A 26,592-nucleotide genomic window follows, 5' to 3' on the forward strand; every position below is an offset into this window, starting at 1 on the left:
CTTCGCTGACAAGCAAGGGCCGTCGAGGTCTGCCACGCTTCGCCATGCAGACATCGTACCTATTTATTAATCGAATTAACGACTCAGAACACTAGGCGATCTGCTGGCGGGTGGCCACGTGCCATTGCCGTACGGAGCCGGTGCTCGCGCTGCTGGCGGCCAGGAAGTCGCCATCGGGGGTGAACGCGACCGAGGTGACCGGGGCGATGCCGCCGGCCAAGGGCGTGCCCACCTGCTTTCCCGTGGCGACGTCCCACAGCCGTACGGAGCCGGTGGCGCCGCCGCCGCGGCTGCCGGTGGCCAGCATGCGGCCGTCGGGGCTGAAGGCGAGCGAGGTGACCGAGCCGGACGGGTTGGAGAAGGACACCCCGCTCTTGCGGGAGCGCACGTCCCAGACGCGTACCGTGCCGCCGCTGTCGGACACGTTGCCGCTGCCGCCGGCCATGAGCCTGCCGTCCGGGCTGAACGCGACCGCCTTCACCGTAACTGGCCAGTCCGACGGTTTCGCCTGTCCATGGCCTGCCGGGGGCTGACGTGCTGGATCGGTATATCTCGGCTGAGCCCCCGCTCGGGTCCGCGACTGGCAGAGATCGATGATCGTGTGATCTGAGTTCCTGTTCCTCTCTCTGCTCTGTTCACTGAACGTGATCGTTTGGGGCGTAGCGGCTCCATGTCCCGCCCGCTTCGGAGGCGAGCCGGGTGGTGGTCTTGTCGTGGAAGCCGAGGGCCTGTGCAATGACTGGAGCAGGGGCTTGGAGAACCAGTTGCCGAAGAGCGGCGGTGCGGGCGGCTCGGCCAGGGATGCCGAGGTCGCGGACCAGGTCGCGGGCTTATAGGTCGCGGGCTTTGCCCGTCGAGGATCTGACCACCAGGCGGGGCGCGAAAACGTGATCCACGTGTGGGGCGTGATATCCCTGCAGCGACTGCCACATCGCCGTCGCCACCGCAGCCGCCATCGCCTCCACCGGTTGCTGTACGGTCGTCAGCGCCGGGTCGCCGTGCACGGCCAGGTAGGAGTCGTCGTATCCGACGACTGACACCTCGCCCGGCACCGCCAGCCCGGCCTCGCGGACGGCCGCGACCGCACCCAGCGCCATCAGGTCGCTCCCTGCGATCAGTGCCGTCGCCCCGGCTGCCAGCAGCCGCCGGGCGGCCGCGTGACCGCCGGTCAGCGAGTAGTCCGACTCGACATGCAGCGTGTCGTCCACCGAGCCGAACGAGCGTCGCATTTCCCGCCGCCAGCCTGTCAGCCGGTTCTGCGAGGGCCGCAGATAGCCCTGCCCGCCGGCCAGCCCGATCCGCTCATGGCCGAGTTCGCGCAGGTGTGCCACCGCCATCGCCGCGCCCGCCGCCTCGTCGGTGGTGACCGTGGAGACCGGTAGATCGGGCACCTGGCCGCCTACCAGCACCATGGGGATGCGCTGTTGGTGGAGCTGCCAGTAGAAGCTGTGGTCGGCGGCCGGGTTGGCGTGTCGCCCCGAGATGAGGACCAGGCCTTGGATGCCCCGCCGTACCAGGGCGGAGATGTAGTCGAGCTCGGTCGGGCCCTTGGCGGTGGAGCTGCCGATCAGCGCGGTGACGCCGTGGCCGCCGAGCTTGGCCTCGATGGCGCCTGCCAGCAGCGGGAAGACCGGATTGTCCAACTCGGGGACGATGATGCCGACGAACGGCTCAGCCGCGGGCGCGATCAGGCCGTGTTCCCGCATGCCCCGCAGGACCTTGGCCCGCAGTTCCTCCGAGACGCCGGGCCGGCCGTTGAGCACCCTGCTGACCGTCGCGGCGCTGACTCCCACGCGGGTGGCGATCGTCCGCACAGATGGTCGAGGCATGGGGGGACCCTTCGAGAATCCGGTGAAACATGTTTCGAAGTGTTGCGGCGCTGTTTTCGCGGCTCCTAAGCTCGCGACACATCTGACCAGGTGAACAGCGCATTTTGGAGCATCAACAGCATGGGGCATCGAAGAACACTCTGCAACACCCGGGCGCACCACGACGGGTCGCCGCTGTACGTCAGCGATTCGTCGCCGTCACTCGGTGATCGCGTTCAGGTGTTCGTGCGCACCTCGCTCGACCTGGACGTGCGGCAGGTCCACGTGCGTACCACGCCGGACGGCGAGCCCCGGTTCGCCGAGGCGACGGCCGACCGGGTCACGGGTTCCGAGGTCTGGTGGCGTGCCACGGTCGAGATGGTGAACCCGGAGTGCGGCTACCGTTTCCTGCTGCGGACCGCGACCGGCTCGCTGTGGCTGACCGCTGCCGGGCTGTCGCCGCTGGACGTGCCGGACACCACCGACTTCATGCTGACCGCCTATCCGCCCCCGCCCGCGTGGGCCGCCGACTCGGTCATCTACCAGATCTTCCCCGACCGTTTCGCCCGCTCAGGCAGGGACCATGGGCCCGACCCCGCCTGGGTACGGCGGGCTGACTGGGACGATCCGATCCCCTGGGGCAGGGACGGCGCGTTGCAGCAGATCTACGGCGGAGACCTGTGGGGCGTGGCCGACCGCCTCGACCACATCGCCGACCTGGGTGCGAACCTGCTGTATCTGACGCCGTTCTTCCCCGCCCGTTCCAACCACCGCTACGACGCGACCACTTTCGACAGGGTGGACCCGCTGCTCGGCGGCGACGAGGCGCTGCGCGCGCTGACCGACGCGGCCCACGCCCGCGGCATGCGCGTCATCGGCGACATCACGCTCAACCACTCGGGCGACGGCCACGAGTGGTTCGCCGAGGGCAGTCCTGTACGCGAGGACTTCTACTACGTGGACGGGCCCGACTACGCCACCTTCGCCGGCGTCAGGACGCTGCCCAAGTTCGATCACCGCTCCGCCACACTACGCCGCCGCCTCTACGACGGGCCGGGCTCGGTGATCGCCCGCTACCTGCACGAGTTCGGCCTGGACGGCTGGCGGGTGGACGTCGCCCAATCGGCGGGCCGCCACGGCGGGGTCGATCTGAACGACCAGGTCGCCAGGCTGACGCGAGCCACAGTGGGCGACGCGCTGCTGCTGGCAGAGCACCAGTTCGACGCCTCCGGCTCACTGCGCGGCACCGGCTGGCACGGCACGATGTCCTACGCCGGTTTCGCCCGGCCCGTCTGGTCATGGCTGGCGCGGGAACGCTCCACGGAGTTCTGGGGCGTGCCCGGCCCGATCCCGCAGTACGGCGGCGCGGACGTGGCGGAGGTGATGCGCCGCTACGCCGCGCTCGTCCCGTGGCGGGCCTACATCCACAATCTGACGCTGCTCGACTCGCACGACACGGCCAGGTTCCGCTCGATCGCCGGGCGCGAGCACCAGCATCTGGGCGCCGCGCTGCTGCTCACGCTGCCGGGTCTACCGATGATCTTCGCTGGTGACGAGGTCGGGGTCGAGGGGGTGCATCTGGAGGACGGCCGCCGTCCCTTCCCCTGGGACACAGCCCGCTGGGACCACGGCACCCACCGGCTCTACCGCGACCTGGTGGGGCTGCGCCGCTCGCACGAGGCCCTGCGCACAGGCGGCATGCGCTGGCTGCACGCCGACACCGACACCCTCGTCTACGAGCGGGCCGCGCCGGGGCAGACACTGCTCGTCCAGATCAGCAGGGCCGCGCACGAACCGTTCCGCGCCCCCGCGGCCGGAGCCAGCCTCACCGGCGGCCCCGACCTACGGCCGGGATCGCCCATGCCCGCCGACGGGCCCGCCTTCCACGTCTGGGAGCTCGAAGCGTGATCGACATTCTGCGCGGCGTCCACTCCGCCGCACTCGGGAACGCGCGTGACGTCTTCGTCTACCTGCCGCCCGGCTACGACCCCGCGGATGGCCCCTACCCAGTGGTGTACCTGCACGACGGGCAGCACGTGTTCGCGGCGGCCGGGCTGGAGCCGAGCTGGCGCCTGGACGAGACGCTGGACACGTTGATCACCGCAGGGACGCTGCCGCCGCTGGTCGCGGTCGGGGTGTCCAACGCGGGCGACGCTCGCGGCGCGGAGTACTCCCACGTCGCGCCCTACCCCCGCGACCCGCACGGCAGGCTCGCCGGGCGGTCCTACGAGGACTTCCTGATCGACGAGTTGATGCCGCTGATCCGCTCGCGGTACGCGGTGACCGGCGCGGCCGAGCGCACGGCGGTCATGGGCTCGTCGATGGGCGGCCTGGTCAGCTACCACCTGGCCTTCCGGCGGCCCGAGGTGTTCGGGCTGGCGGCGATCATGTCGCCGTTCCTGGTGTTCGTCGACCCGCAGACGCTGGAGGAGACGCCCGTCTACCGGCGTTTCACCGAACGGGGGCCGCGCCGGGTGTGGCTGGACATCGGCGGGATGGAGGGCCTCATCACCGTCCATCACGCCCGGGAACTGGCCGAGCAGCTCATCGGGCTCGGCTACCGCCCGGACGCCGAGCTGCGCTACCGGCATGACCCGGCGGCTCCGCATCACGAGAGCGCGTGGGCGATCCGGGCGGCCAGCGCGCTGCTGCACCTGTTCGGGACGGAGGGACCGCCGGTCGAGCTGGCCGCTTTCGCCCCCGACGGGGACGCCGAGGTGGCCGCGGTCGGCCAGGCCGTGGACGTCGCGCCGCTCGCGCTGCGGGCCGACGGCTGCGCGTACTCCGCGCTCGACGTCGGCCTCTCCTGGAATCCCGAGCCCCTGCTCAAGCCGACAGGCGCCGCCCTGCTGACTCCCACCGCGCCCGGCCTCGCGCGGGTGCGTGCCACAACGGGCGGCCTGACCGTCGAACGCGAGCTGTCCGTCGTGGACGGCGAGCCCACCGCGACGCTCGACGTCACGGTCATCACCCCCGCCGGCACCCCAGAAGGCGACACCGTCTATTTTTCCGGCCTGGTCACCACCAAGATCGCGCCCGGCATGCACCACGGCGTCTGGCGGCTGCCCCGGGGGCTCGGGCTCAACGGCTCGGTCGGCAGGGGCTGGCGATGCGATGGGCTGAACTCCGACGGCCTGCCCGTCAGTGAACCGCTCAGGCACGACCGCGACCGCCGCCTGGTCGTCCACGTTTGCGGCTGGAGCGACCCCGCCGCACAGCACGACCCGCACCAAGGCACCGACGGCTCATGAGGAGCACCCACATGCGCACGACCATCTTGGCTGTGACCGGCCTGGCCCTGCTGGCCGCCGGTTGCGCCACCGCCACCCCCGCGACCCCCACCCCCGCCGCGAAGGCCGCAGCGGTCCTCACCGTCTGGGCTGACGACAGCCGCGCCAGGCCGCTGCAGGACCTGGCTGCAGCCTTCCAGAAGGCAAGAGGCGTCCAGGTCAAGATCGTACAGAAGAGCATGGGCGGCCTCCGCGACGACTTCATCTCCCAGGCGCCCAGCGGCCAGGGCCCGGACCTGATCGCCGGACCGCACGACTGGCTCGGCAAGCTCGTCCAGAACGGCGTCGTCGCCCCGATCGACCTCGGCGCCACCGCATCGGCCTTCCCGAAGCTCGCGCTCGACGCCATGCGCTACGAAGGCCAGACGTACGGCCTGCCGTACGCGATCGAGAGCGTGGCGTTGCTGCGGAACACCAAGCTCGCGCCGAAACGACCGCAGACGTTCGGCGAGCTGGTCGCCGCCGGCCAGAAGCTGGTCCGCGACGGCAAGGCAGACTTCCCTGTCGGGCTGCCCGTCGACCCCAAGGCAGGCTCGCCCTACCACCTCTACCCGCTGCAGACATCCTTCGGCTCCAGCGTGTTCGACGGCGGCAAGCTGGGGATCGACGACAAGGGCGGGCTGGCGTTCGCCGCCTACCTGCGCCGGCTGGCCGAAGCCAAGGTGATCTCCACATCGCTGAGCGGCGAGATCGCCACCGACGCCTTCCGCGAGGGCCGCACCCCGTACCTGGTCACCGGGCCGTGGGACGCGCCCGCGCTGGCCAGGTCCGGCCTGGCCTTCTCCGTCGAACCGGTGCCCCCGGCGGGCGATCAGCCCGCCCGGCCGTTCGTCGGCGTGCAGGGCTTCTACGTCAGCGCCAAGTCGGCCAACCCGATCCTGGCCAACGACTTCCTACTCAACTTCCTGGCCACCCCCGACGCGCAACGCGAGATGTACGCGGCGGGTGGCCGGCCGCCGGCTCTGACCTCCGTACGCGAGGAGCTGCGCGGCGACCTGGTGCTGACCGGATTCGCCGAGGCCGCGCTGGCCGGCAGCCCCGCGCCCAACGTCCCGGCCATGGACGCGGTCTGGGGCGACTGGGGCCTGTCGCAACTGGCGATCATCACCGGGGACGGCGATCCGGCGAAGCTGACCAGGGACGCCGCCGACCGCATCCGAGCGAAGATCGCGAACTGACCGATGATCAGGTACGTGAAGCCGCTGGTGCTGAGCGTGGTGGACGCGTTCGCGGTCTACGGGCTGGTGGCGCTCGCCGGTCAGCGCTCGTGGTGGGCGTTCGCCGCGATGCTGGCGGGCACGCTCGCGATCAACGTCATCTACCTCGGCAAACAGCGCGTCCCCGCAAAGTACCTCGCGCCGGGCGTGGTCCTGCTGCTCCTTTACCAGGTGTACGTCGTCCTCTACACCGGCTACGCGGCCTTCACCAACTACGGCGACGGCCACAACGGTACCAAACAGGACGCGGTGGCCGCGATCCTGGCCGCCAGCGAGGTCAGGGTGCCGGGATCGCCCGTCCAGCAGGTCCGGATCGTCGAGCGGGGCGGCGAGCTGGGCTTCCTGGTGAGCGGCAGGGTGGGCTCCGCCGCGCAGCCGCTGATCCCGGGGGCGGACCCGGACGGGTGGCGGCCGCTGACGTACGCCGAGGTCGTGGCCCGGCAGGCGGAGATCACCGCGCTGCGCGTGCCGGTGCCGGGCCAGGGCAGCCTGCGCACCTCGGACGCCGTGACGGTGGCGACCTACCGTTCGACGCGTCGCTACGACGAACGCGCGGGCACCGTCACCGACCCCACCGGCACCGTCTATCGTGACGACGGCCGCGGCCGGTTCGTGGCGCCCGACGGGAGGGCGCTCAGTCCCGGTTGGAAGGTGTTCGTCGGACTGGAGAACTTCCGCACGGTCCTCACCGATCCTGGCATCAGGGGCCCGTTCCTCGGCGTGCTCGGCTGGACCTTCGCCTTCGCCGGGCTGTCGGTCGGGCTGATGTTCGCCCTCGGGCTGGGCCTCGCGCTGGTGCTGGACCGGCCGGGACTGCGCGGGCACCGGGCCTACCGCTCCCTGATCGTCTTTCCCTATGCCTTCCCCGCCTTCATGGCGGCCATCCTCTGGCAGGGGCTGCTCAACTCCGACCACGGTTTCGTCAACGCCGTCCTCCTCGGCGGCGGGCACGTGCCGTGGCTCACCGACCCCTGGCTGGCCAAGCTCAGCGTGCTCGCCGTCAACGTCTGGATCGGCTTCCCCTACATGTTCCTCATCTGCACCGGCGCGCTGAAGGCCATCCCGCCCGCGCTCACCGAGGCCGCGCAGCTCGACGGCGCGAATCCCTGGCGGGTGCTGCGCCACGTCAAGCTGCCGATGCTGCTGGCCGCGACCGCGCCCGTACTCGTGGCCACCTTCGCCTTCACCTTCAACAACTTCAACGTGATCTACATGCTCACCGGCGGCGGCCCCAGGGACGCGTCCTCACCGGTCGACATCGGCTCCACCGACCTGCTCATCTCGCTGGTCTACAAGCTCGCCTTCGGCGGGAGCGCCAGGAACTACGGCCTGGCCTGCGCGGTGTCCATCCTCATCTTCGCCGTCATCGCGGCGATCTCGCTCGCCGGGTTCCGCAGGGCGCGCCGGCTGGAGGGGAGCTGACATGGGCCGCTGGTTCCTCAGGTACGGGTGGCGCCACGCCGTCGGCGTGGCGGCGGTCGCCGTGGCGCTGTTCCCGCTGCTGTTCGTCCTCGCCGCCTCGACCAACCCGAGCGGCACGCTGACCGGCTCGAACGACCTGTTCACCGAGCCGACCCCGGCGCACTACCTGGCGCTCTTCACCGACCCGCTGCACCCCTTCCCGAGCTGGTTCGCCAACTCCATGATCATCGGCCTGACGACGGCCGCCGGGGCGGTCTTCCTCGGCGCGTGCGCCGCCTACGCCTTCTCCAGGTTCACCTTCACCGGACGCAGGGCCGGGCTGCTCGTCCTGGTCTTCGTCCAGCTCTTCCCGCAACTCCTGGCCTACGTCGCGATCTTCCTGCTGCTGTCGGCGCTCAAGGACGTCTTTCCCGCCATCGGCCTCGGCAGCAGGCTCGGCCTGGTCATGGTGTACCTGGGCGGGGCGCTGGGCGTGAACACGTACCTGATGAAGGGCTTCTTCGACACCGTCCCCAGGGAGCTGGACGAGTCCGCCCAGATCGACGGCGCCTCGCACGCGCAGGTGTTCTTCCGCGTGCTGCTGCCGCTGGTCGCCCCGATCCTGGTGGTCGTCGGACTGTTCTCCTTCGTGGCGACGCTCAACGACTTCGTGATCGCTGGGCTGGTCCTGACCGACCCCGACCAGCAGACGCTCGCCGTCGGCCTGTACCAGCTCGTCTCCGACAAACTCGGCCAGAACTGGGGGCTGTTCGCCGCCGGCGCGCTGGTCGGAGCGCTGCCTGTGCTTGTGTTGTTCCAGTTCTTGCAGCGCTTCATTGTCGGTGGCCTGACCAGTGGCGCGGTCAAGGGCTGAGGCCCATGCAGGCCTCAGCCCTGCTGGCCTTCGAGACTGGTAGAGATCGATAGTCCACCACCGGCCCAGGCACCGTCAGCGGATCCGGCGCGGGCGATGCCGAAGTCGATGAGGCGGGGCCGTCCGCTGTGAGGATGACGTTGGCGGGTTTGAGGTCGCGGTGCACCACGTTCTGGGCATGTATGGCGTCCAACCCCTCGGCCAGGCCGGCGCCGAGCACGGCCACGGGCTCCATCGGCAGGGGGCCGTGGTCGGCAACGGCCTGGTGCAGGGTGGGGCCGGGGATATAGGCGGTGGCCAGCCCTGGCGGGTTGCCATCGGGGTCGCGTCCACGACAGGGGCGGTGTAGAAGCCGCCCACCTTACGGGCACAGCCTTCACCTCATCGGCGAAGCGGCGCCTGAAGCCTGCATCGCCGGTTCTGTGGGGGTGACCGCGCCTGCGTCGAAGGCATGCTGTCCGGCTGGAGCGCAAGAACGGCTGGTGCGCTGGGCAGCCAAAGCGGACGTGTTCTGGAACGGATACAAGGTGCACATCAGCGAAACCTGTGGCTTCAGCAGGAGCGGCGGGGACGGCGACGCGAGCTCACCGCCGAATCTGATCACGAATGTGGCGACGACCGACGCGGACACGGCCATGACGGCCTCAATCCATCAAGGACTCCAGCGGCGGGATTTGCTTCCGACCGAGCGCTATGTCGATGCCGGATACGCCACACAGAGATCGTCGAGATGCGCAATGTACCTCCGCCGCTCCTCCCGTCCGCGCGGCGACCACCGCGTCGGCGAACTTAGTCGGCGCCGCCGCGGGAAGGACCAACTGCGTGCTGCCCGCCCCCCGCACCAGCACCGTGGTGAAGACAGCCCGCACCCGCCCCGGCCAATACGGCGAATCGCCGCAGTCAGCCCCGGACCGTGGACGGCTCAGATCGGCGGCGATCCGCCGATGTCCAGCGCCCCGGGCTTTGCCTCCCACGCGCCTTGGCGCCCACCGACGGGATCCAGCGTCGCAACGGAGGCGCCCCGCGCGGATCGCCCCGATCCTCCGAGTGGGCGGTGGATTCGGGCGACCGTTCAGGTGGTGGAGCCGATTGACCGATCGGTGGAGCACGCCCTCACTGAGCCCCCCCGGTCCGGGACGACCGTCCCGGACACGAGGACGGTGAGCGCTCAGACGAGACCGCACGCGCGGCAACCCACACCAGCGGTGTTTTAGATGCGTGTGCCTACCCTTGCGGAGACGGCGAGGAGACCGGCGGCCAGGGCGCGGCCGTGCGCGGGAGCGTGCTTGCCGTCGCCCAGCCGGATCTGCCGGTCTTCGTGGTGCAGAACCACGGCGCCGTCCGGGTGCCGGGCGACGACGATGCCGGTCTCGGGCAGCCTCACTCCGCGGACGCCGTCGCCGAGGTCGGCCAGGTCGGGCAGCACCAGCCCGGCAGCTGTCTGGGCGGCGGCCAGCCGCTCACGTAGTTCCCGCACCTGTTCGGCGTCGCGTTCACGTTCAGCCTGGGCGGCGCGGGCCTGCTGTTCGGCGGCCACCGCGCGCTCGCGCTGGAGATCGCGGTCGGTGGCCGCCTGGCGCAGCTCGTCCTCGGCGCGGGCCTGCAGCCGCGCGGCGGCGGCGGCTTCTCCCTGCGCGGCGACCAGGGCCAAACGCGCCTCGGCCGCCTCCTGCCTGGCGGTCTCGGCGCGGCCTTCGGCGGTCTCGGCCCGGGCCTGGGCCTGGCGGCTGTCGTGCTCGGCACGCTCGCGGGCGAGGTCGGCATCAGCGGCCGCGGCCCGCAGGGTCTCGGCGAGCCGGGCGTGCGCGTCCGCCGCAGCGCGCAGCCGGTCGAGCTCGCGCCGGGCCTCCTCCAGCAGGGCGGCCGTCCGTTGCTGCTCCGTCTGGGCCTGCTCCCGCTCGCGTAGCGCGTCGTCGCGGGTCTGCTCGGCCGCGCCGCGGGCGCGTTCGTGCTCGGCGACCTGAGCCCAGGCGTCGCGGGCGTCGGCCTTGGCCGCGTCGACCTTGCTGTCGGCCTCCTGCCGGACGCGGCGCTGCTCCCGCTCGGCGGCCTCCTGGTTTTCCCGGGCGGCTTGGGCGTGGCGGTCGGCCAGCTCGGCACGGGTGTCGGCCTCGTTCTTCTCGCGGCGCGCCTGCGCGGCGTCGGCGCGGGCGGCTTGGGCCTGCGCGATCGTGTCGGCGACGGCTTGCTCCAGGTCGGCGCGCAGCCCGGCCGCCACGGCGGCGATCTGGTCGGCCAGCGGCCCGAGCACGGCCTGGGCCTGTTCCAGGCGCACCTCTCCGCTGTCACGGGCGGCGGCGGTCTCGGCCGGGACGCGCTCGCGGTGGTAGCGAGTGCGGTGATCGGCGCTGCAGTCCAGTGCGTCGGCGCGCTTGCCCGGCGGCAGGGCGCCGCCGCAGTACCGGCAGGCCCGTCGGCCGGCGGCGCGGGTACGCACGGCCCGCTCGGCGGCGACCGCCTCCTCCACCCGGCCGGGCAGCGGCTCCGGCACACCCTCCCCGTCCGCCTGCTCCGCCACGGGGGCGGGATCGGACGGTTCGCCCGCAGGAGTGAACCCGAGCTGTCCCGCGATGGAATCCCCGGCGCCCTGCGCTGCTGGCCCCGCCAGCTCCTCACGTTCACCCATGCAGGGACTATATCGAAGTCGTATCCGTCTCGTATCCGTAGCCGTGTCAACGGATACGGATACGGCTCATGGCCATACGCAAACATCTCACACAATTCAGCTTGTGTGAGATACGATGATCGTCGGCTGTCGGAAGGTCCGGCGCAGCCAGGCTTCCCGCGCGGAGAGGCCCTTGGGACTGAGGAGTCGCGGATGAGCCACCCGGCGGCGGACCGGCGCTCCCTGATGCACGGCCTGACTCTGGAGCGGCAGACCGTGCGCGAAGCCTTCACCGAGGAACTGCGTTACGCCGACGCCACGGTGTTCAGTGGCGACACCCGCCGGCTGCTACACGCCGTTGAGAAGCTGCACCGGCTGGACGCGCTCGATCGGCTGGCCGGCCTGATCGAGCCGGCGCCGCCCCCGACGGAACCCCACCTCACCCGTCCCGACGAGCCGGTGGTGGAGACTCCGCCGACGTATCCGCCGAACGGCGCGGAAGGCTGAGCACGTGACGAATGAACCGTCCATGGCAGCACACGACCAGGCCCCAGAGCAGGCCAGCGCCACACGCGGGCACCCCACCCCCGCACTGGACAGAGCGGTGGAGCTCCGCTCGTGGCCGTACGAGGGCCAGCGGATATCCCCAAATCGGCATGACACCGGTCTGACCGCCCATAGCGACGAGGACATCCGTAAGCTGATCCAAGCCACCGAGGGCGACACCCGGGGCGGTGCCCACACCCTGGACGCCGCCGAGCAGATGTTCGGCGGCCGCCGGATGTCCTGCCGTCTGGACCAGCCGGACACCGCGCATCCGCTACGGCTGTGCGCGCGCCGGCGGGCCGTCGCCGGCCCGCACCACATCCGCGCCCGGCTCAGCGTGCTGGTTGGCCAGCTCCCGCTCGAGGCCATCCGCCCCGACACCACCACCTGGCCGCCGCTGGTGTGCGACCTGGAGGAACCCCTGGAGCGCCGGGCCGCCCAGCCGGCCGCGCCGGGGCCAGGCCAGGCCAGGCATGGCGAGCCCAATGCCGATGCGGTGGACGGCCCGGCAGGCCGAACGTCGGGAGGCCGCCCATGACGGGACAGCAGATGGGCCGCGGAGAAGAGGTGCTCGTTCCCACCACGGTGTGGCGTCCCGGTACGAGCACCGTCCCGCCTGCCGCTGCGACGGTCGCGGGCTCCGGTGGGTACGGCGGCGGAGCCATCGGCCCGCTAGGCCGGGCGGGCGAGCCACCGCTGCCACCGCCGTCGCCGCTGGTGGCCTCGGTCGGCGACATCGCCGGGCTGCGTCCGCGGCGCCGGCCGCGTGACGGCGGTGAGGTGCCCGGCGCCGACGTCGACCTCATCGACGCGCTGCCCCGCGACGACGACCCGGCGACGCACCAGCGGGCCGGCTGGCCGACCGTGGCGGCCTGGCTGCGCGCGGGCAAGACCGCCGCCACCCGCCGCGACCGTCTGGCCGTGGTGGCCAAGTTCGTCCGGTGGTGGGCACTGACCGCGCCGGGCGCCGGGCTGTGGCAGGTCACCGAGGACGTCGTGGTCGCCTACCTCGACCAGCTCGGCACCGGCAGCGGCGCCGCCGCCGGCCTGAACCGCGGCGGCAAGGCGCTGGCCCCGGCCACGCTGGCCTGGCATCTGTCCAACCTCAAATCGCTGTACGGCTATGCCGCCCGACGCCAGGTGATCGGCCACAGTCCGGCCCAGTGGGTCGAGGCGCCCGAGGTCGGCAAGGTCGGCACGACCCCCGCCCTCGATCTGACCGAGGGCACCGCGCTGTTGCGTGGCGCCCAGGCGATCGCCGCCGAGCATCCGGCCGACGCCGCCGCGGTGGCGTTGCTGACCATCACCGGCATGCGCGCCGGCGAGCTGGAGAGCCTGACGGTCGGACGGGTGGAACGCTCGGCCGGCCACTGGGTGATCCGCTTCCGGCTCAAGGGCGGCGCCGTCATCGTGGTGCCGCTGCCCGAGGTGGCCATGGCGTTGCTGCGGCCGCTGACGGCCGGCCGCAAGCCGAACGACCTGCTGCTCCAGCGCGCCGACGGCCGCAGCTTCGACCGGTGGCGGCAGCAGACCGCGCTACGCCGCGCCGCCCGTGCCGCCGGCCTGGACGTGGCCAAGCTGACCCCGCACATGCTCCGCGCCACCGCCGCCACGCTCCTGCTCGCCATGGGCGTCCCGGTGGAGAAGGTCCAGAAGCTGCTGGGGCACGCCTCCCCCGTCACCACCCAGCGCTACGACCGCGGCGAGGCGCAGCTGGACGAGCACGCCGTCCATCGGCTCGCCGAACTGCTCACCCAGCAACCTCCTCCCGGCCCCGGCCGGACCGCCGACGAGCCCATCGCAGACCCCACCAAGACTCAGCCGCACGATCCGCGCACCCCCGGCTCCGGCTCCGGCTCCGGGGCGGACCATGTGCAACACGAGCCAGCCCTGCTCGCGCCGACCGTTGGGCCACCACCTGCGGGCGAGGCTCCCACGCCCCCACTCACCGACGCCGTGGCGGCAGCTGCGACACAATCGCATGAGTCATGACGGATTGGACGTCTCCCGTCCCCATACCGAGAATTCCGGACGTGACCACTGGTCGCGTGCCCAGCCGAGCGTGGCCGAAGGCTTCTGTCCCGAGTGCCTGCAGTCCCTCACCTTCGAACCATGACCGTGTCCGCGCCAGCCAGCCCGGCGCCGAGCACCGCGGCCGACTCCAGGAGAAGCGGCCCATGCTCGTCGATGGCCTGGTGCAGGGAGGGACCAGGGATGTAGGCGGTGGCCGGTACGGCTGGGGGGCGTCGGGGTCGGCGTCCACCACTTGGGCGGTGTAGAACCCGCCGAGCTTGCGGGCGGCGTCCACCTCGGCGGCGAAGCGGCGCCGGCCAGCTCCGGGCGCACCACTTTGACGGCGACCAGGCGCCCGCCCGGGGAACGGCCCAGGAACACCTGTCCCATCCCGCCCCCGCCGAGCCGTGCGTGCAGCCGATAGGGGCCCATGTGGGGCGGATCGCTGTTGTGCAGGGGGTGGTCATGGCACACCGCTTCCGCGTAGAGATCTTCGCTCGGTCGGTGCTGATGGTCCCAAGAGGCGCGCTGCCAGGGAGACCTGACGCACACAAACAGGTGGAGCATCAGTGTGACGAGAGCCGTGCTCGCCGGCCGCGCAGGGTACGAGATCACCGAGAAGGCTCTCCGCTCCCGAGCATGTCCGGAGCCGCCAAGTAGCACTGAGTATCCGGGAGCTCCCGGGCGTCCTTGACATAAAAGCAAGCATCGCGACCTGCGGAAACGCCCCCGCCATTGTTATCGCGGCACAAGTCGCCGGACTCATCCCCTGCCGTCCCGACCGAAACCCGCATCTGCGGCAAGACGCCGTCACCTCGGGTGACCTGCGACGATCACTCCACTTTGGGGTTGGGGGCCACGCTCGGGAGGAGGACGCCGCCACGGGCCGTCGCGTCCGCCCTCGGGCCCAGCGGAAGCCGAGTGCAGAAGATCAGGTGTAGGAATGATCTGCTGAGCGTGAATACGAATCAGCGGAACGGCGAAGTAGGCGTGTCCATGGTTCTTCTCCGAAGGGCAGGCATGCCAGCTCCCCCTCCGCAGTCGGCTCCGCCAACCGCTGAGACCGACGCACAGCTCATCGAGGTGTCACTACGCCGTCCTGAGCGGTTCGGTGCGCTGTTCGACCGGCACCACGAGGCCATCCACCGCTACGTGCATCTCCGTCTCGGAGAATCGGCGGCGGACGACATCGCCGCAGAGACGTTCCTGCGGGCCTTTCGCGGCCGTGCGCGCTACGACCTCTCCCGCTCCGATGCCCGCGCCTGGCTGTACGGCATCGCCTCCAATCTGGTGGAGGGTCACCGGCGTGCCGAGGCCCGTAGGTACCGCGCCCTGGCCAGGAGCGCCGAGGTCACCGATGTCGTGAGCCACGACGAGCGTGTGGTCCAGCGGGTGGCGGCTGCCGTCATACGGCCGCGCCTGGCCGCCGGTCTGGCTGGGCTCTCGCCCGGCGACCGGACCGTGCTGCTGCTGGTGGCCTGCGCTCAGCTCACCTATGAGGAGATCGCCGAGGCGCTGGGCGTCCCGCGCGGCACCGTCGGCTCGCGGCTCAACCGGGCCCGCAGGAAACTCCGCACGTCCATCACCATCGAGGAGTCGTCATGACCGATGACCTGCAGGAGATCAAGACGCTCCACGACACGCTGCCCGGCCCCTCCGCCACGGCCACCGCCAAGGCGAAGCACTTGCTCGCAGCTGAGGCGGTGGCGGAACGAACACCTCGCACCGGTTCAGCCAAGCACCGCCTCCTGCTCAGGACGGCCGCGGTCGGCCTGGCGGCAGCCGTCGCCGCAGTCGCTTTCCTGACTGGTGCCGACGGTGGTGCGACCCCGGCCAACGCGGCGGAACTGCTTCAGGAGGCGGCTGCGGCCGCCGGTCGGCAACAGGCGCCACGGCCGGGGCAGATTCTCTACGTCAACCGCACGGACCAGAGCAGGATGTTCGCATTGGGTCGCGACAGCCGTTCTGAGGCCACTCAGGAGATCAACCGCGAGTACTGGATTCCCGCCGCCGACCCCGACGGTGCGCTGACCCGCCTCACCTACGGCAAGCTGCGCACGCACACCGGCCAGGTCCCGACCAGTGTGGAGACACCGGGCACAGTCGAGTTCCAGCGTGCCGGGCCGTGCACCGTGAACGTGCTCTCACCGACCAGTGAAGGCAACCTGCCCGCAGACCCGGACCAACTGCTCGCCCGGGTTCGCGCGGACGCCGATGCCTCGGTCAAGAACGAACGGCCCGAGCCCGGCGCGGCACCACCCAGCAAGGACCAGATCGAGCGGCTCGTCGAGCACACGGTGGTGAGCCGTCTCGTCACCCTGGCCGGAAATCCCTTCCCCGGTCCCGGCCTGCGTGCGGCGGTGCTCGGTGCGCTGTCCAAGATGCCCACCGCCACCATGCGCACCGACCTCACCGACCTGGCCGGGCGACAGGGCGTCGGCGCCTCGATCAGATATCAGGGCCCAGACGGATGGCAGCGCGCCGAATTGATCTTCGAACCCGGCACCTACCGCTTCCTCGGCTCGCGATTCCTGTCCGAGCCGCCGCGCGGTGGCACGGAGGTACTCCGCTACGCCAGCGCGGTACTGGAAACCAAGATCGTCAACTCCATGCCGGAGATCCCGGTCGATGCTCCCGAAGCGGTGACCTGCTAAGCATCGAACGCCGCGGTCTTACGCTCAACCCCTTCGACAGCTCGCGCCGCTTCCCCAAGCGCATCCCGGGGAGGCGGCGAGGCCAGGCCGCACGCGGACACCCGGTTCCCGTGAACCCATGGCCATCGCCCGCTCAGGCCGGTGGTACCGAGGCAGTGTCCATGCCCACCAGCAAGGCATGACGCCAGAGATTCACTCGATACTCTCCCTCACGTACGCGCGCGTGCACATGTCGGGCGAGTCCGGGACCCCTGCTCCTGGTGGGGAGAGCTGCGCACGGAGAGCCCCGGCTCCTTCGTAGTGGTGTATTCGAGGGGTCGACGCAACATGGTGATCATTGGCGGCGGCCAGCAGAGTGAGCCGAGCGGGCTTCATTTCCGAGTTGCTGGGACTGCGGAGACCCATAGCCGAGGTCAGCAGATCGCCAACGTGGACGACATGAAGCCGACCGAGACCGGAGCGGTTCGGTAGCCTCGGCTGATGGCGAAGATCTTGGTCACAGGGATGTCGGGCACCGGTAAGTCCACCGCGTCAGAGATGCTGGCGGCCCGGGGTCATCGCGCTGTCGATACTGACACCGATCAGTGGAGCCACTGGGTGACCCTGCCGGACGGATCCACTGATTGGGTGTGGCGGGAGACGGCCATCAGCGACCTGCTCACCAACCACGGTGCGGGCGCCCTCTTCGTGGCTGGCTGTAAGTCCAATCAGGGTCGGTTCTACCCGCAATTCGATCATGTCGTACTACTCAGCGCTCCTGCCGAGATCATGCTCGCCCGCATCGCGAGGCGAACCAACAACCCCTTCGGCAAGCGCCCTGAGGAACGTGAGGCCGTATTGCGCGACCTGGCCAACGTGGAGCCGCTGCTCAGGGCTACCTCCACTGTCGAGATTGACGCTTCTGCGCCGATCGACAAGGTCGTCCAGCAGCTTGAGGAACTCGCGCAAGTGACGCCGTGATCAAGGGTCGATAGAACAGGTACTCCAGCCTCACCGCTTCTGGTTTCAGGCGCAGGTTGCCAGGAGCTTTGCGAGGCATTCATCACCTGCCGAGCACGACCCGGCGGCCCGCCGACGCAAGCGCTGAGGTCAGGCCTGTACGCCACGCGGTTTGCTTCTGGCGTACAGCGGCCGGACCCGTGGTGACTCACTGATGGGCGGCCCTGCTGCTGTACCGGTTCCGTACCCACCCCACCGGTGGGATGAGTGTCGGCGTGTTGAACGAGCTGGCCGAGACCGCCGAGCACAGCTCGTCCGCTCGCGAGGCCGGCGACCTGGGCCCCCGGCTGATCGTCAGCTACGCCCAGCCGTCCCTGTGCGGGGCGCCCTTCGCCGCCGAGTCCGGCGAGACCTACCAGCAGGCGCTGGCTCGCGAGGACTCCCTGTTCGGCGGCCTGAAGGCGGTACGCGTCTTCTACGGCGGCCTGCCCGACCCCTGGCCCGGAAAGCTCAACGCCGGCAAGCGCCCCATGGTCATCTCGTTCAAAGCGGCCCCCGCCGCGATCGTCACCGGCACCCACGACGCCGCGATGCGCGCCTGGTTCGCCGCGGCGCCGGCCGACCAGGACATCCACTGGACCTTCTACCACGAACCCGAGGACAACATCAGGAACGGCGAGTTCACCGCCGCGGCCTACCGTCAGGCCTGGAGCCACCTCGCCGCGCTGGCCTGGGACGTCTACAACTACGACTCCACCGCCGCCAAGGGCCAGTACCTCGCTCCGGCCGCCCTGCTCGACTGCACCTACGCCGTCAACCAGGCCGAGAACCTGCCGCACGGCGTGGCCGAGCTCGGCAGCCACATCGCCACCGGCGACGACGGCACTGGCCGCGGCGCCTGGCTCGACCAGATGACCGCCTACCTCAACGGGCACGGCACCCTGTGGGCGCTCTACTTCGACCTCGACTGGTCAACCGGCGACTACCGCCTGCGCGACCCGGCGAGCCGCGCCGCCTGGACCACCTTCTGCGGCTGACCTCCCGTGCCGGCGCCACCACCGCACTCCCGCCAGGGCCTGGCGGGGGCGCGGCACGTCCGATCCGGCGGGATCAGCGCTTGGGGGCCGGGGGCAGCCGGAGGAGGGCCTTGTCGGAGTCGAGCTCGGTGGTCGTCTCCGACGCGGGCGGCGCCTTGATAGAGACCTTGGCGCCCCAGCCGGAGTAGGTGGTCTCCATGGTGACCGGGCCCAGACCCGCCTTGGGGCTGGAGAGCCGGGTGCTCATCGTGCGCGGCAGCCCGGCGGGGGTCACGGTGAGTGTCCAGTTGACCTTGACGCCGGAGGCGAGCTTCCACCACAGGGTGGCGCGCGTCCAGGCCGAGACCCGCAGCAGCTCCTTGACGGTCATGCTCCCCTTGTACGTACTGCCGCTGCGCTTGGAATGGCTCAGCATGGCCTTGAGCGTGCTCAGCTCGGCCGGGTTGATGAAGTCGCCCTCTATGGCGGTCATCCCGCTCGTCCAGCCCGGCGACTGCTTGTACCAGGTCTTGCCGGCGGGCAGCGCGGCGCCGATCGGCCCGCCCTTGACGTAGGACGTACGGCCGATGCGGACGGTCCGCTCCGGCTTGTCGAGCGAGGTGGCCTGGTTCTCCTCTTTGGGGGGATCGAACTCGTCGGCCGTCTCGTCCTTGCCGGGGAAGCTCAGCTTGGCGGTCAGGTCGGAGCCGGCGATGCCGTGCTTGTCGAACTGCAGTCGTCCGCCGCGGGTGAGCGAGGTCGTGTCCCTGCCCGGCGTCCGCTGCTGGACGGTCACGCCCCTGCCCTCGCGCAGCTGCGCGCGCAGCGCGGCCAGTGGATCGTTGGGCGCGGCCAGCGCCGGCACGGACGGCACCAGGACGAATCCGGCGACCACGCCGGAGATCACGTACTTCTTCATGCCGGGAGATCATTCCGGTCGTGGATCACGGCGAGAACACAGATCCGGCGGGGCGGCGCGTCCGTGGATGATCCAGTAGCATCCCGGGTCAGCGGGCCTTTGGCAGGCCGAAGGAGAAGGCGGGACACCCCGCCTCCGGTGCCTCGGGCCGCGTGGACCCGAGGAGCCGAAAGCGCGATGACGGCAGGCCGACCGATGCCCACGCAGGACGACGTGCTCGGATACTTCGACACGCTGTCGAACTGGGGCCGCTGGGGCGACGACGACGAGCTCGGAACCCTCAACCACATCACCGACGACGTCCGGCTGGCCGCGGCGCGGGCGGTGCGCCACGGCAGGAGCGTGTCGTGCGCGTGGGAGGTCGCCGTACCAAAGGACATGGAGCGGTCGACGACGGCCTGCCCGCGCAGCGCCGACATGCCGGGCGCCGAGAACATGCCGGCCGCCTTCCACAAGGACCGGCGCTGGGGGTTCTCCTCCGAGCGGCTCGGCCTCACCTTCCACGGCAACAGCCTCACCCACCTCGACTCGCCGTGCCACATCTTCTGGGACGGCACCATGTACAACGGGCGGCCCCACTCGCTGGTCGACGCCGAGACGGGCTCGTCGTGGGCGGCCGTCACGGCGGCGGCGAACGGGATCCTCACGCGCGGTGTGCTGCTCGACGTCGCCGGCGCGCGCGGCGGGCCGTGGCTGGAACCGGGGGAGGGCGTCGTCCCCGGCGACCTTGAGGAGGCCGAGCGGCGCCAGGGCGTGCGGGTGCGGCCCGGCGACGCCGTGCTGCTGCGCACCGGTTACGGCCGCGCCCGCCGCGAGGCCGGTGAGCCGGGCGGTTTCCGGCAGGCCGGCTGGCACGCGTCCTGCCTGCCGTGGCTGCACGAACGGCAGGTCGCGTTGATCGCCGCCGACACCCCCCAGGACGTTCAGCCGTCGGGGTACGAGGACGTGCTGATGCCGGTGCACGCCGTCGGCCTCGTGGCCATGGGGTTGTGGCTGGTCGACAACTGCGACCTGGAGGCGTGCTGGGCGACGGCCGCCGAGCTGGGCCAGTGGGACTTCCACCTCGCGGTCGCGCCGGTCCGCTTCGCCGGCACGTCCGGCAGCCCGGTCAACCCGATCGCCACGTTCTGACCGACGCTCACGAGGCGAAGCACGTCACGTGGCGAACGGCCCCGAGCGGGAACGGCGAGCCCCGCTTGAGGTGCCGGCCGCGTCAGGGCCGACGCCCTGCACGGGCAGAGCGGCCAGGCCGCCAGATTACCGGGCGCGCTCGGAGGCGGGGTCGCCGTCGGAACGGGCGGCCTGACCGCCGTCGTCCGGATCGGCGAGCCGGCTTCCTGAGCTCCGCGCTCCTGCTGGCCGCCTGCGGACGCCCGACCGCGCATCCGGTCTCAGTCGACGGCTGACAGAGATCGATGCATAGCGCCAAGGCGATCTCTAGCGAAGAACGTGCCTCTCGTCGTAACCAATTGTGAGGATCTGGTGTGCGACGAGGACATCCGTCCGGGCCAGCGATGCACCCGGACAGACATGGGAGCCGCCGGCGCATGCGCCAGGTGGCGACTGGGCTCTCGACCCCGGCTCAACGCGCCGGCGTCAGCGGCGTGCTGGGAGGGGTCTCGGCCGAGCAGGCTGTAGGGGGCCAGGATCGCTTCACCCGCTGGGGCAGCGACTCCGGCGATGGTGAGATCGGTGCATAGAAAGTGGACGGACCCTTCTCTGTCCCGGATGACGCCAGCGGCAAGGCATTTCGCCAGGCCGGGAGCGATACAGCTCTCGTGCGTGCGATGGGCCGCGCCCTGCCCATCGCACACGGATTGTGCCCCGCTTCGTACACGCTGATCAAGAGCTACTCGGTCGGCGTCAGCCAGAGCGTTCCGTGCCTGCTTGCCGTCCGCGCGTCGTACCCAGCTTCGCCTGCTGGGCGGGGTGGGATGCTCGGTAGAACAGCTTCGTCGGCAACGTCTCCTGCCCGAGCTCGTCGTAGAAGTACTGCGCCCCGCGATTGCCGGTGTCAGTGGTCCATTCGACTCTGCTGCACTCGTGCTTGGCTGCCAAGTCGAACAGCGCGTTCATGAGCGCTGTGCCCACTCCGCGGCGTTGCGCTGACTCGGCGACGTAGAGCCGCTGTCCGCCACCGACCTGCCCGCGATCGCCGAGCTGGGGTGCCGTTAACCGACGTGGCACCAGCCGCCATATACGTCCTGAACTGGGAAGTCAGCTTCCTGGTTTCAGCTCGGCTCGCCCGCTGGCCGTTCGAGGGGGCTCCTGCGCCGCGGTCTGACGGTGCCATCAGGAACGGGGAATGGCCAGATACTTGCTCTCCAGATACTCCTCGATCCCGGCTCGTCCGCCTTCTCTGCCCAGGCCGGAATGCTTGACGCCGCCGAAGGGAGCCCCAGGGTTGGAGACCAGGCCGGTGTTGACGCCCACCATGCCGACGTCCAGCGCCTCGCCGAGCCGGAAGGCGCGGTCGAGGTCCGTGGTGAACACGTAGCCGACCAGTCCCCACTCGGTGTCGTTGGCCAGCCGCACGGCTGGTCATCAAGCCCGTCAACGCCGGCCGCATCGTGGCGGGCGACATCCTGATCTCCAGCAAGTCGAACGTCGATCCGGAGGCGATCAACAGAAGCGGCCGCGTCGTCGTCTACAGCGAGCTGTACGACGCGGGCGGCAGCACCCGCACCCGGTACAAGATCTACGACCTGGGCGCGGGCGGGCCGACCGTGACGATCCCCAGCATCAGCTCGCTGCCGTACGTGGGCATCAGGCCGCAGCTCGACGACGACGGCGGCCTGCTGGTGTGGACCCTGGACACCCCGGACCTCGACGGTGTGTACGCCTGGCGGTACTGACCTCGTCCGCGGCGCTCCGGCGGGACCTCCTGCCGCAGCCGGGCGAGCCCGGGGCCTGCGGGGTGGTCCAGCGTCGCGTACCGTCCGGTGATCAGCAGGAGCAGCGCGAAGATCGGCCCCTCGATCCTCGCGCCCGCCCCTACGCTCCAGGGGACGTCGGTGGCGAGCAGTCGAAAGCCGCGCAGCCTGCGGCGGGCGTGGAAGGGGAATCGGTGCCGCCACGCATCGTCGGCGGCGACCTGCGCGGCCTTCACCGCACTGGCCGCAGCGGATCACACCGACATCACGGGTGCGCTCACCTTTCAGCCGGGTACCGCCGCCTGCCAGATCTGCCCCAGGGCCTTGGCCAGGGTGAGACTGCAGGTCAAAGCTGGAGCCTACCGTTACCCGGTCGGCAGAGTCGGTCACCGTCAGCGCTGATCGAACCCACCCTGACCGCCTGGCGCCAGCAACGCGCCCGCAACAGCCTGCGCATCGGCCGCCGGCCCGAACACGACCTGCGCGCCATCCCCTACGTCGACCGCACCGGCATCCCCTGGCGCTACCTGCCGCGTGAACACCCACCCTGGCAGACCGTCTACGGCAACTTCGCCGACCGGCGCCACGACGGCATCTTCACCCAGCTCACCGGCCTGTCACGCCAGCTCGTCCGCACCGCCGAAGGCGGCACCGACGAGCCCACAGCCTGCGTGATGGACTCCCAGAGCATCAAGACCTCCACCAACGCGCCCACCGCCACCCAGGGCATCGACGCCGCCAAGAAGATCGTCGGCCGCAAACCCTCCATCGCCACCGACACCCTCGGCCTGCTGCTGGCCACGCTGGTCACCGCCGCGAGCGTGCAGGACACCACCACCGGCACCCACCTGCTCACCCATCTGGCCACCGCCCACCCCACCGTGGCCAAAGCCTGGGTCGACGGCGGCTACCGCACCACGCTGATCGAAGAGGCGCCGCCCTCGGCATCGACGTCGAAATCGTCCACCGCGCCCCTGCCGCCGAAGGATTCACCCCCCGCGGAGTGGCACCGGGGATGAGGCGTACGCGACGCGGCGGGCACGCGGCAGGCCAGTTCCTCATGGCCGGTCTCGTGCAGTCACACAGGGCCTCATACAGGTGCTCGGCATCACAGGGGGCTGCCGCTGTCGTCGCCCAGTCCATGCCGCGAACGCATGCGCACGCGATGCCAGAGGGCGGTGGCGCCGTCAACGGCGGCGCTCACCTGGCCAGGCGAAGAGCCAGAAGCGACGAGGGGGCTCCTGGGCGCTCTCAGCGATTTTCGCTGCTCTCAGGTATCGACGTGGAGGACCCACACGGACACGTGTTCGAGCCCTGACTCCGGTCCGTATGTGTAGATGCCCCGGAACGCCGCCGTGACGATCTCGTAGGCGCCGGGGATGTCTGCGTACGGCAGGGCGGTCGGCGGTGTCGGATCGTCGCCCAGGTCCAGGAGCACGTCCACGATGGACGCACGCAGAGTGAGGAGCGCCGAAAAAAAAGGGTCTCCTTGACGCCCTGGGCGAAGTGAACGGGACGCTTCACGAGCCGGGCGCCGCCTGACCCGAGGTCGGCGTACGCCTGGTCGCGGGAGGTGTAGACGGTCATCGCGATGTCGCCACGGTGGGCGGCGGCGGCCATCATCTCGCGTAGGCCGGCGGCTTCGCGCTCGTGCTTGAGGCGCAGGTACTCGTTGAACTCCTCCTCGGAGATGAGCACGGCGCGCTCCTGATCCGAGCGCTTGATCCGGGCCGGGCGGTGGCCGTGGACGGCGCGGGAGACGAGCGGGCCGAGTTGGTCGCGGGCAACGCTGACGCCGAGCGCCCCTGCCCGCACTTCGGAGGACGTGATCGGACGAGAAAGGCACGGCCCACCACCTGACGAAGGGGTCTTGGCCCGGGCTTGATTCGCGCCGTCCTGCCAGGCGTGCGCGCGACGGCCTCTTTCACGATCAGGAAGCTGGTTCGGGCTGCCAGCCTCCGGAGCCGGCCCAGCGCCACCGAGTCAAAGACGCTCGGCCACGTCCAGGCGGACCTCGCCGTAGGGCTGCACGTGCTGCCAGAACAGCGGGGTCAGCCCGCGCTGGTCGGCGGGTTTGGGCAACTGAACTCATTCGGGGTCGGCCAGGACGTCCTGGAGCGAACAGGTCACCGGCCGGCTGCCCCGGGAACCTCTGGGTCACGGCTCCTTGACACCCGCGCTCCACATGAGTTTGCTGATCAAGCAGCCCAATGCCGAAATAGCGCCGGCATTCGACCCCACCCGACTGTTGAATTCGTAATTGATTGTTGCGACTGCCCGGGTTAGCCTTGCGGCAAGCAGAAAGGGGCGAGATGCCACGGATCAGAAATACGGTGACGGCGGGGCTTTTCCTGATAGGCGCGCTTGCCATTGCCGGCCCAGCGAGCGCTTCCGCGGAATCCTCCGCCAAACTGCAAGGGGACTTCTGGGATTACTCCTGCAACTACGGACGTGCCTGCATATTACTGACTGCGAACCGCAACGAGGGACGCGTCTACAACTTCGACGGCTGCGGCGGCCACCCCATCCGCGACTATTACTCAAGGGCCCAGTCACATGGAAATGGCTTCACCGTCTACTACAACGGCGGCAACTGGGACTATGTCCCGCCGAACTCGGTGGTACCGCTGGACCCCTATGTTCTGGCCACCTGGGTCAACGTGTGGTGCTAGGCCGTGTCTCAAAGGATCGTGAGCCGGTCGTTGATGGCAGCAACGTGGATGCCGGCCTCGTAGCGGACGGCGAGTTTGTCGTACGGGTGGCCATGCCGCGGTGGCGTTTGAGCCGGTTGATGCCGCACTCGACGGCTGAGCGGGCGCGGTAGTCGGCCGCATCGAAGGACGGCGGGCGGCCACCGCGGCTGCCACGCCGCTGCCGGGCGGCGATACGGTCGGCCGGCTCGGGGATCGTGCACCGGATCTTGCGAGCGCGCAGGTGCTGCCGGATCGCGCGGGAGGAATACGCCTTGTCAGCCCGGACGATCTCGGGCCGGGTGCGCGGGCGGCCGGGCCCGAGACGGGGCACCTTGATAGCGGTCATGACCGCGGGGAACTGCGGCGCGTCGCCGCGCTGCCCAGCCGTCACCACCAGAGCAAGCAGACGCTGGCCCTGCTCACAGGCCAGGTGCAGCTTGGTCGACAGACCGCCCCGGGAACGTCCCAGGGCGTGATCGGCGGGTTCGGACTGCAGTCCGCCGGGTGGTTCAGCCTGGCGTTCGCCGTGCCGGGGTGCGCCGGCCGCGTGCTGGTGGGCCCGGCAGACGGTGGAGTCCACCCGACCTGCCAGCCGACCAGGCCTCGGGCGTCGGCCAGGGCTTGCAGGCGGGTGAGGATCTGCTGCCACAGGCCGGCGCGCTGCCAGCGGCGGAACAGGCTGTAGACCGCCTGCCAGGAGCCGTAACACTCTGGCACGTCCCGCCATCGCGCCCCGACCCGTACCCGCCAGCGGATCCCGTCAATGAGTTGCCGTTTGCTCCATTGCGACGGCCGACCTGGCTCCCGGGTACCGGCAGCGGCGGTTCCAGCCGCGCCCACTGCGCATCGGTGAGGTCGAACCGCTTACCGGAGACCTCTCTGCGTGTCCGGCTATGACACGCCGTTGATCAACACTTCGAGACAGGCTCTAGTCGTGCTTTGTTAGGTCTGCATTGTGCCTGCTGCGGCGTGACGGTTTCAGCCTTCGATTGCAGGTAGGGCATGCGCCGGTCCAGGTCGCGAGCAGCAGTTGTAACTCGCGGATGACCTTGTAGAGGGTCAGACCGGCGCAGCCGCTTTTGGGTCGAGTCGCAGCATGGTGACGAACAGGTGTGCGGCGGTGACGAGGGTGACGTGGCGGTGCCAGCCGGTCCAGGACCGGCCTTCGAAATGGTCCAGCCCCAGGCCGGTCTTCAGCTCGCGGTAGTCGTGCTCGATCCGCCAGCGGATCTTGCCGTACCGGATCAAGTCGGCTGGTTCGGTATCGGCAGGCAGGCTGGACAGCCAGTACTTGACCGGCTCGCTCTCGCCGTCGGGCCACTGCGCGATCAGCCACCGCTCAGGCAGAGTGCCATCCGCCTCTCGGGCGATGCAGTGCCCGGCCGGACGCACCCGTAGGAAGACGAACTGCGAGCTCATAGCTCCCTTGGAGCCTTCGCGCCAGGTGAGCGTGACCGCGGCGTCGCGGCCGGCGGCCCGGACGTGTGCGGCCAAGCTGACGGCGGTGCCGGGGTAACGAAGGCCGGTCCGGGTGGGAGGCCGGCCTCGGCCGGACCAGACCCGGGGCACTGCGACCACGTCTGGGGCGTGCGCGAGGGCGTCGCCTTTGACCTGCACGATGTAGCCGATCCCGCGCTCGTCCAGGGCGCCGCGGAACTGACTGCTGTCGCCGTAACCCGCATCGGCCACGACCAGCGGAGGCCGCAGTCCTTGCTCGATCAGCGCATCGAGCATCTCCACCGTC

The 26,592-nt window shown here is 70.4% G+C and carries 25 protein-coding genes and 2 pseudogenes; 16 read left to right on the forward strand and 11 right to left on the reverse strand.

Translation table 11 applies throughout. The annotated features are described in order from the left end of the window. Window positions 1-91: 91 nt before the first annotated feature. Together AB0J46_RS48940 and AB0J46_RS48945 are read right to left on the reverse strand one after the other, a co-directional pair. Window positions 92-481 (reverse strand): hypothetical protein, encoded by a 390-nt coding sequence (locus AB0J46_RS48940; RefSeq protein ID WP_364343367.1) that lies wholly within the window; start codon window positions 479-481, stop codon window positions 92-94. 349 nt (window positions 482-830) lie between these two features. Beyond that, window positions 831-1,829: a substrate-binding domain-containing protein gene (locus AB0J46_RS48945; RefSeq protein ID WP_189652661.1), complete on the reverse strand. Its 999-nt coding sequence runs from the start codon at window positions 1,827-1,829 to the stop codon at window positions 831-833. A gap of 120 nt (window positions 1,830-1,949) precedes the next feature. Between AB0J46_RS48945 and AB0J46_RS48950 the strand changes: the two genes are divergently transcribed. The 5 genes from AB0J46_RS48950 to AB0J46_RS48970 are packed head-to-tail and all read left to right on the forward strand — an operon-like array spanning window position 1,950 to window position 8,590. Then, on the forward strand, window positions 1,950-3,716 hold the full coding sequence (locus tag AB0J46_RS48950) for a glycoside hydrolase family 13 protein (RefSeq protein WP_364343370.1): 1,767 nt from the start codon (window positions 1,950-1,952) through the stop codon (window positions 3,714-3,716). Next, complete coding sequence (locus AB0J46_RS48955; protein WP_364343373.1) at window positions 3,713-5,059, forward strand: alpha/beta hydrolase-fold protein; 1,347 nt, start codon at window positions 3,713-3,715, stop codon at window positions 5,057-5,059. Before AB0J46_RS48950 ends, AB0J46_RS48955 begins: the two co-directional genes overlap by 4 nt. Before the next feature lie 11 nt (window positions 5,060-5,070). Then, a complete protein-coding gene (locus AB0J46_RS48960) occupies window positions 5,071-6,276 on the forward strand; it encodes a maltose ABC transporter substrate-binding protein (protein ID WP_364343376.1) in 1,206 nt (401 codons plus the stop codon). Between the two features lie 3 nt (window positions 6,277-6,279). Continuing rightward, a complete protein-coding gene (locus tag AB0J46_RS48965) occupies window positions 6,280-7,737 on the forward strand; it encodes an ABC transporter permease subunit (protein WP_364343379.1) in 1,458 nt (485 codons plus the stop codon). Between the two features lies 1 nt (window position 7,738). Continuing rightward, window positions 7,739-8,590: a sugar ABC transporter permease gene (locus AB0J46_RS48970; RefSeq protein ID WP_189652656.1), complete on the forward strand. Its 852-nt coding sequence runs from the start codon at window positions 7,739-7,741 to the stop codon at window positions 8,588-8,590. Here AB0J46_RS48970 and AB0J46_RS48975 read toward each other — a convergent pair. The 3 genes from AB0J46_RS48975 to AB0J46_RS48985 all read right to left on the reverse strand — a co-directional run bounded on the left by AB0J46_RS48975 (window position 8,580) and on the right by AB0J46_RS48985 (window position 11,216). Then, the gene (locus AB0J46_RS48975; protein WP_364343517.1) at window positions 8,580-8,891 is read right to left on the reverse strand and encodes a hypothetical protein; all 312 of its coding nucleotides are present in this window, start codon (window positions 8,889-8,891) and stop codon (window positions 8,580-8,582) included. The two genes, AB0J46_RS48970 and AB0J46_RS48975, sit on opposite strands and share 11 nt — an antisense overlap. A gap of 75 nt (window positions 8,892-8,966) precedes the next feature. Continuing rightward, window positions 8,967-9,227 (reverse strand): hypothetical protein, encoded by a 261-nt coding sequence (locus AB0J46_RS48980; protein WP_364343526.1) that lies wholly within the window; start codon window positions 9,225-9,227, stop codon window positions 8,967-8,969. Between the two features lie 573 nt (window positions 9,228-9,800). Next, window positions 9,801-11,216 (reverse strand): hypothetical protein, encoded by a 1,416-nt coding sequence (locus AB0J46_RS48985; RefSeq protein WP_364343382.1) that lies wholly within the window; start codon window positions 11,214-11,216, stop codon window positions 9,801-9,803. A gap of 192 nt (window positions 11,217-11,408) precedes the next feature. Here AB0J46_RS48985 and AB0J46_RS48990 point away from each other — a divergent pair, with 192 nt between their 5' ends. The 7 genes from AB0J46_RS48990 to AB0J46_RS49020 all read left to right on the forward strand — a co-directional run bounded on the left by AB0J46_RS48990 (window position 11,409) and on the right by AB0J46_RS49020 (window position 18,384). After that, entirely contained in the window at window positions 11,409-11,702 is a 294-nt protein-coding gene (locus AB0J46_RS48990; protein WP_364343385.1) for a hypothetical protein, read from the forward strand. 22 nt (window positions 11,703-11,724) lie between these two features. Then, a complete protein-coding gene (locus AB0J46_RS48995) occupies window positions 11,725-12,279 on the forward strand; it encodes a hypothetical protein (protein WP_364343388.1) in 555 nt (184 codons plus the stop codon). Continuing rightward, complete coding sequence (locus tag AB0J46_RS49000) at window positions 12,276-13,733, forward strand: tyrosine-type recombinase/integrase (RefSeq protein ID WP_364343391.1); 1,458 nt, start codon at window positions 12,276-12,278, stop codon at window positions 13,731-13,733. Before AB0J46_RS48995 ends, AB0J46_RS49000 begins: the two co-directional genes overlap by 4 nt. Before the next feature lie 1,041 nt (window positions 13,734-14,774). Beyond that, window positions 14,775-15,359, forward strand: a complete 585-nt coding sequence (locus tag AB0J46_RS49005; protein WP_364343394.1) for an RNA polymerase sigma factor — start codon at window positions 14,775-14,777, stop codon at window positions 15,357-15,359. Beyond that, complete coding sequence (locus AB0J46_RS49010; RefSeq protein WP_364343397.1) at window positions 15,356-16,408, forward strand: CU044_5270 family protein; 1,053 nt, start codon at window positions 15,356-15,358, stop codon at window positions 16,406-16,408. Before AB0J46_RS49005 ends, AB0J46_RS49010 begins: the two co-directional genes overlap by 4 nt. Before the next feature lie 480 nt (window positions 16,409-16,888). Continuing rightward, complete coding sequence (locus AB0J46_RS49015; RefSeq protein WP_364343400.1) at window positions 16,889-17,368, forward strand: AAA family ATPase; 480 nt, start codon at window positions 16,889-16,891, stop codon at window positions 17,366-17,368. Window positions 17,369-17,622: 254 nt separating this feature from the next. Further along, the gene (locus tag AB0J46_RS49020) at window positions 17,623-18,384 is read left to right on the forward strand and encodes a hypothetical protein (protein WP_364343403.1); all 762 of its coding nucleotides are present in this window, start codon (window positions 17,623-17,625) and stop codon (window positions 18,382-18,384) included. 73 nt (window positions 18,385-18,457) lie between these two features. On the opposite strand, the gene AB0J46_RS49025 is transcribed toward AB0J46_RS49020, so the two are convergent. Beyond that, window positions 18,458-19,282 (reverse strand): hypothetical protein, encoded by an 825-nt coding sequence (locus tag AB0J46_RS49025; RefSeq protein WP_364343406.1) that lies wholly within the window; start codon window positions 19,280-19,282, stop codon window positions 18,458-18,460. 177 nt (window positions 19,283-19,459) lie between these two features. Here AB0J46_RS49025 and AB0J46_RS49030 point away from each other — a divergent pair, with 177 nt between their 5' ends. Next, entirely contained in the window at window positions 19,460-20,413 is a 954-nt protein-coding gene (locus AB0J46_RS49030; protein WP_364343409.1) for a cyclase family protein, read from the forward strand. 732 nt (window positions 20,414-21,145) lie between these two features. Here the strand turns inward: AB0J46_RS49030 and AB0J46_RS49035 are convergent. Then, the gene (locus tag AB0J46_RS49035) at window positions 21,146-21,469 is read right to left on the reverse strand and encodes a GNAT family N-acetyltransferase (protein ID WP_364343412.1); all 324 of its coding nucleotides are present in this window, start codon (window positions 21,467-21,469) and stop codon (window positions 21,146-21,148) included. A 105-nt stretch (window positions 21,470-21,574) separates the two neighbouring features. After that, window positions 21,575-21,820: pseudogene (locus AB0J46_RS49040) on the reverse strand (aldehyde dehydrogenase family protein); the annotation flags it as partial. A gap of 32 nt (window positions 21,821-21,852) precedes the next feature. On the opposite strand from AB0J46_RS49040, the gene AB0J46_RS49045 reads away from it, so the two are divergent. Next, on the forward strand, window positions 21,853-22,137 hold the full coding sequence (locus tag AB0J46_RS49045; protein WP_364343415.1) for a hypothetical protein: 285 nt from the start codon (window positions 21,853-21,855) through the stop codon (window positions 22,135-22,137). A gap of 212 nt (window positions 22,138-22,349) precedes the next feature. Next, window positions 22,350-23,174, forward strand: coding sequence for a transposase (locus AB0J46_RS49050; protein WP_364343418.1), 825 nt, complete (start codon window positions 22,350-22,352; stop codon window positions 23,172-23,174). Between the two features lie 251 nt (window positions 23,175-23,425). On the opposite strand, the gene AB0J46_RS49055 is transcribed toward AB0J46_RS49050, so the two are convergent. Beyond that, window positions 23,426-23,599, reverse strand: a complete 174-nt coding sequence (locus AB0J46_RS49055) for a hypothetical protein (RefSeq protein WP_364343421.1) — start codon at window positions 23,597-23,599, stop codon at window positions 23,426-23,428. A gap of 868 nt (window positions 23,600-24,467) precedes the next feature. On the opposite strand from AB0J46_RS49055, the gene AB0J46_RS49060 reads away from it, so the two are divergent. Then, complete coding sequence (locus AB0J46_RS49060; RefSeq protein ID WP_364343424.1) at window positions 24,468-24,827, forward strand: hypothetical protein; 360 nt, start codon at window positions 24,468-24,470, stop codon at window positions 24,825-24,827. An 8-nt stretch (window positions 24,828-24,835) separates the two neighbouring features. Here the strand turns inward: AB0J46_RS49060 and AB0J46_RS49065 are convergent. Beyond that, a pseudogene (locus AB0J46_RS49065) lies at window positions 24,836-25,678 on the reverse strand (IS5 family transposase). A 229-nt stretch (window positions 25,679-25,907) separates the two neighbouring features. Beyond that, window positions 25,908-26,582 carry a transposase gene (locus AB0J46_RS49070; RefSeq protein ID WP_364343520.1) on the reverse strand — a complete coding sequence of 225 codons (675 nt, stop codon included), beginning with the start codon at window positions 26,580-26,582 and terminating at the stop codon, window positions 25,908-25,910. Between the last annotated feature and the right edge of the window lie 10 nt (window positions 26,583-26,592).

It is taken from the genome of Nonomuraea sp. NPDC049758 (assembly GCF_040674635.1).
In the GTDB taxonomy this organism is placed as follows: domain Bacteria; phylum Actinomycetota; class Actinomycetes; order Streptosporangiales; family Streptosporangiaceae; genus Nonomuraea.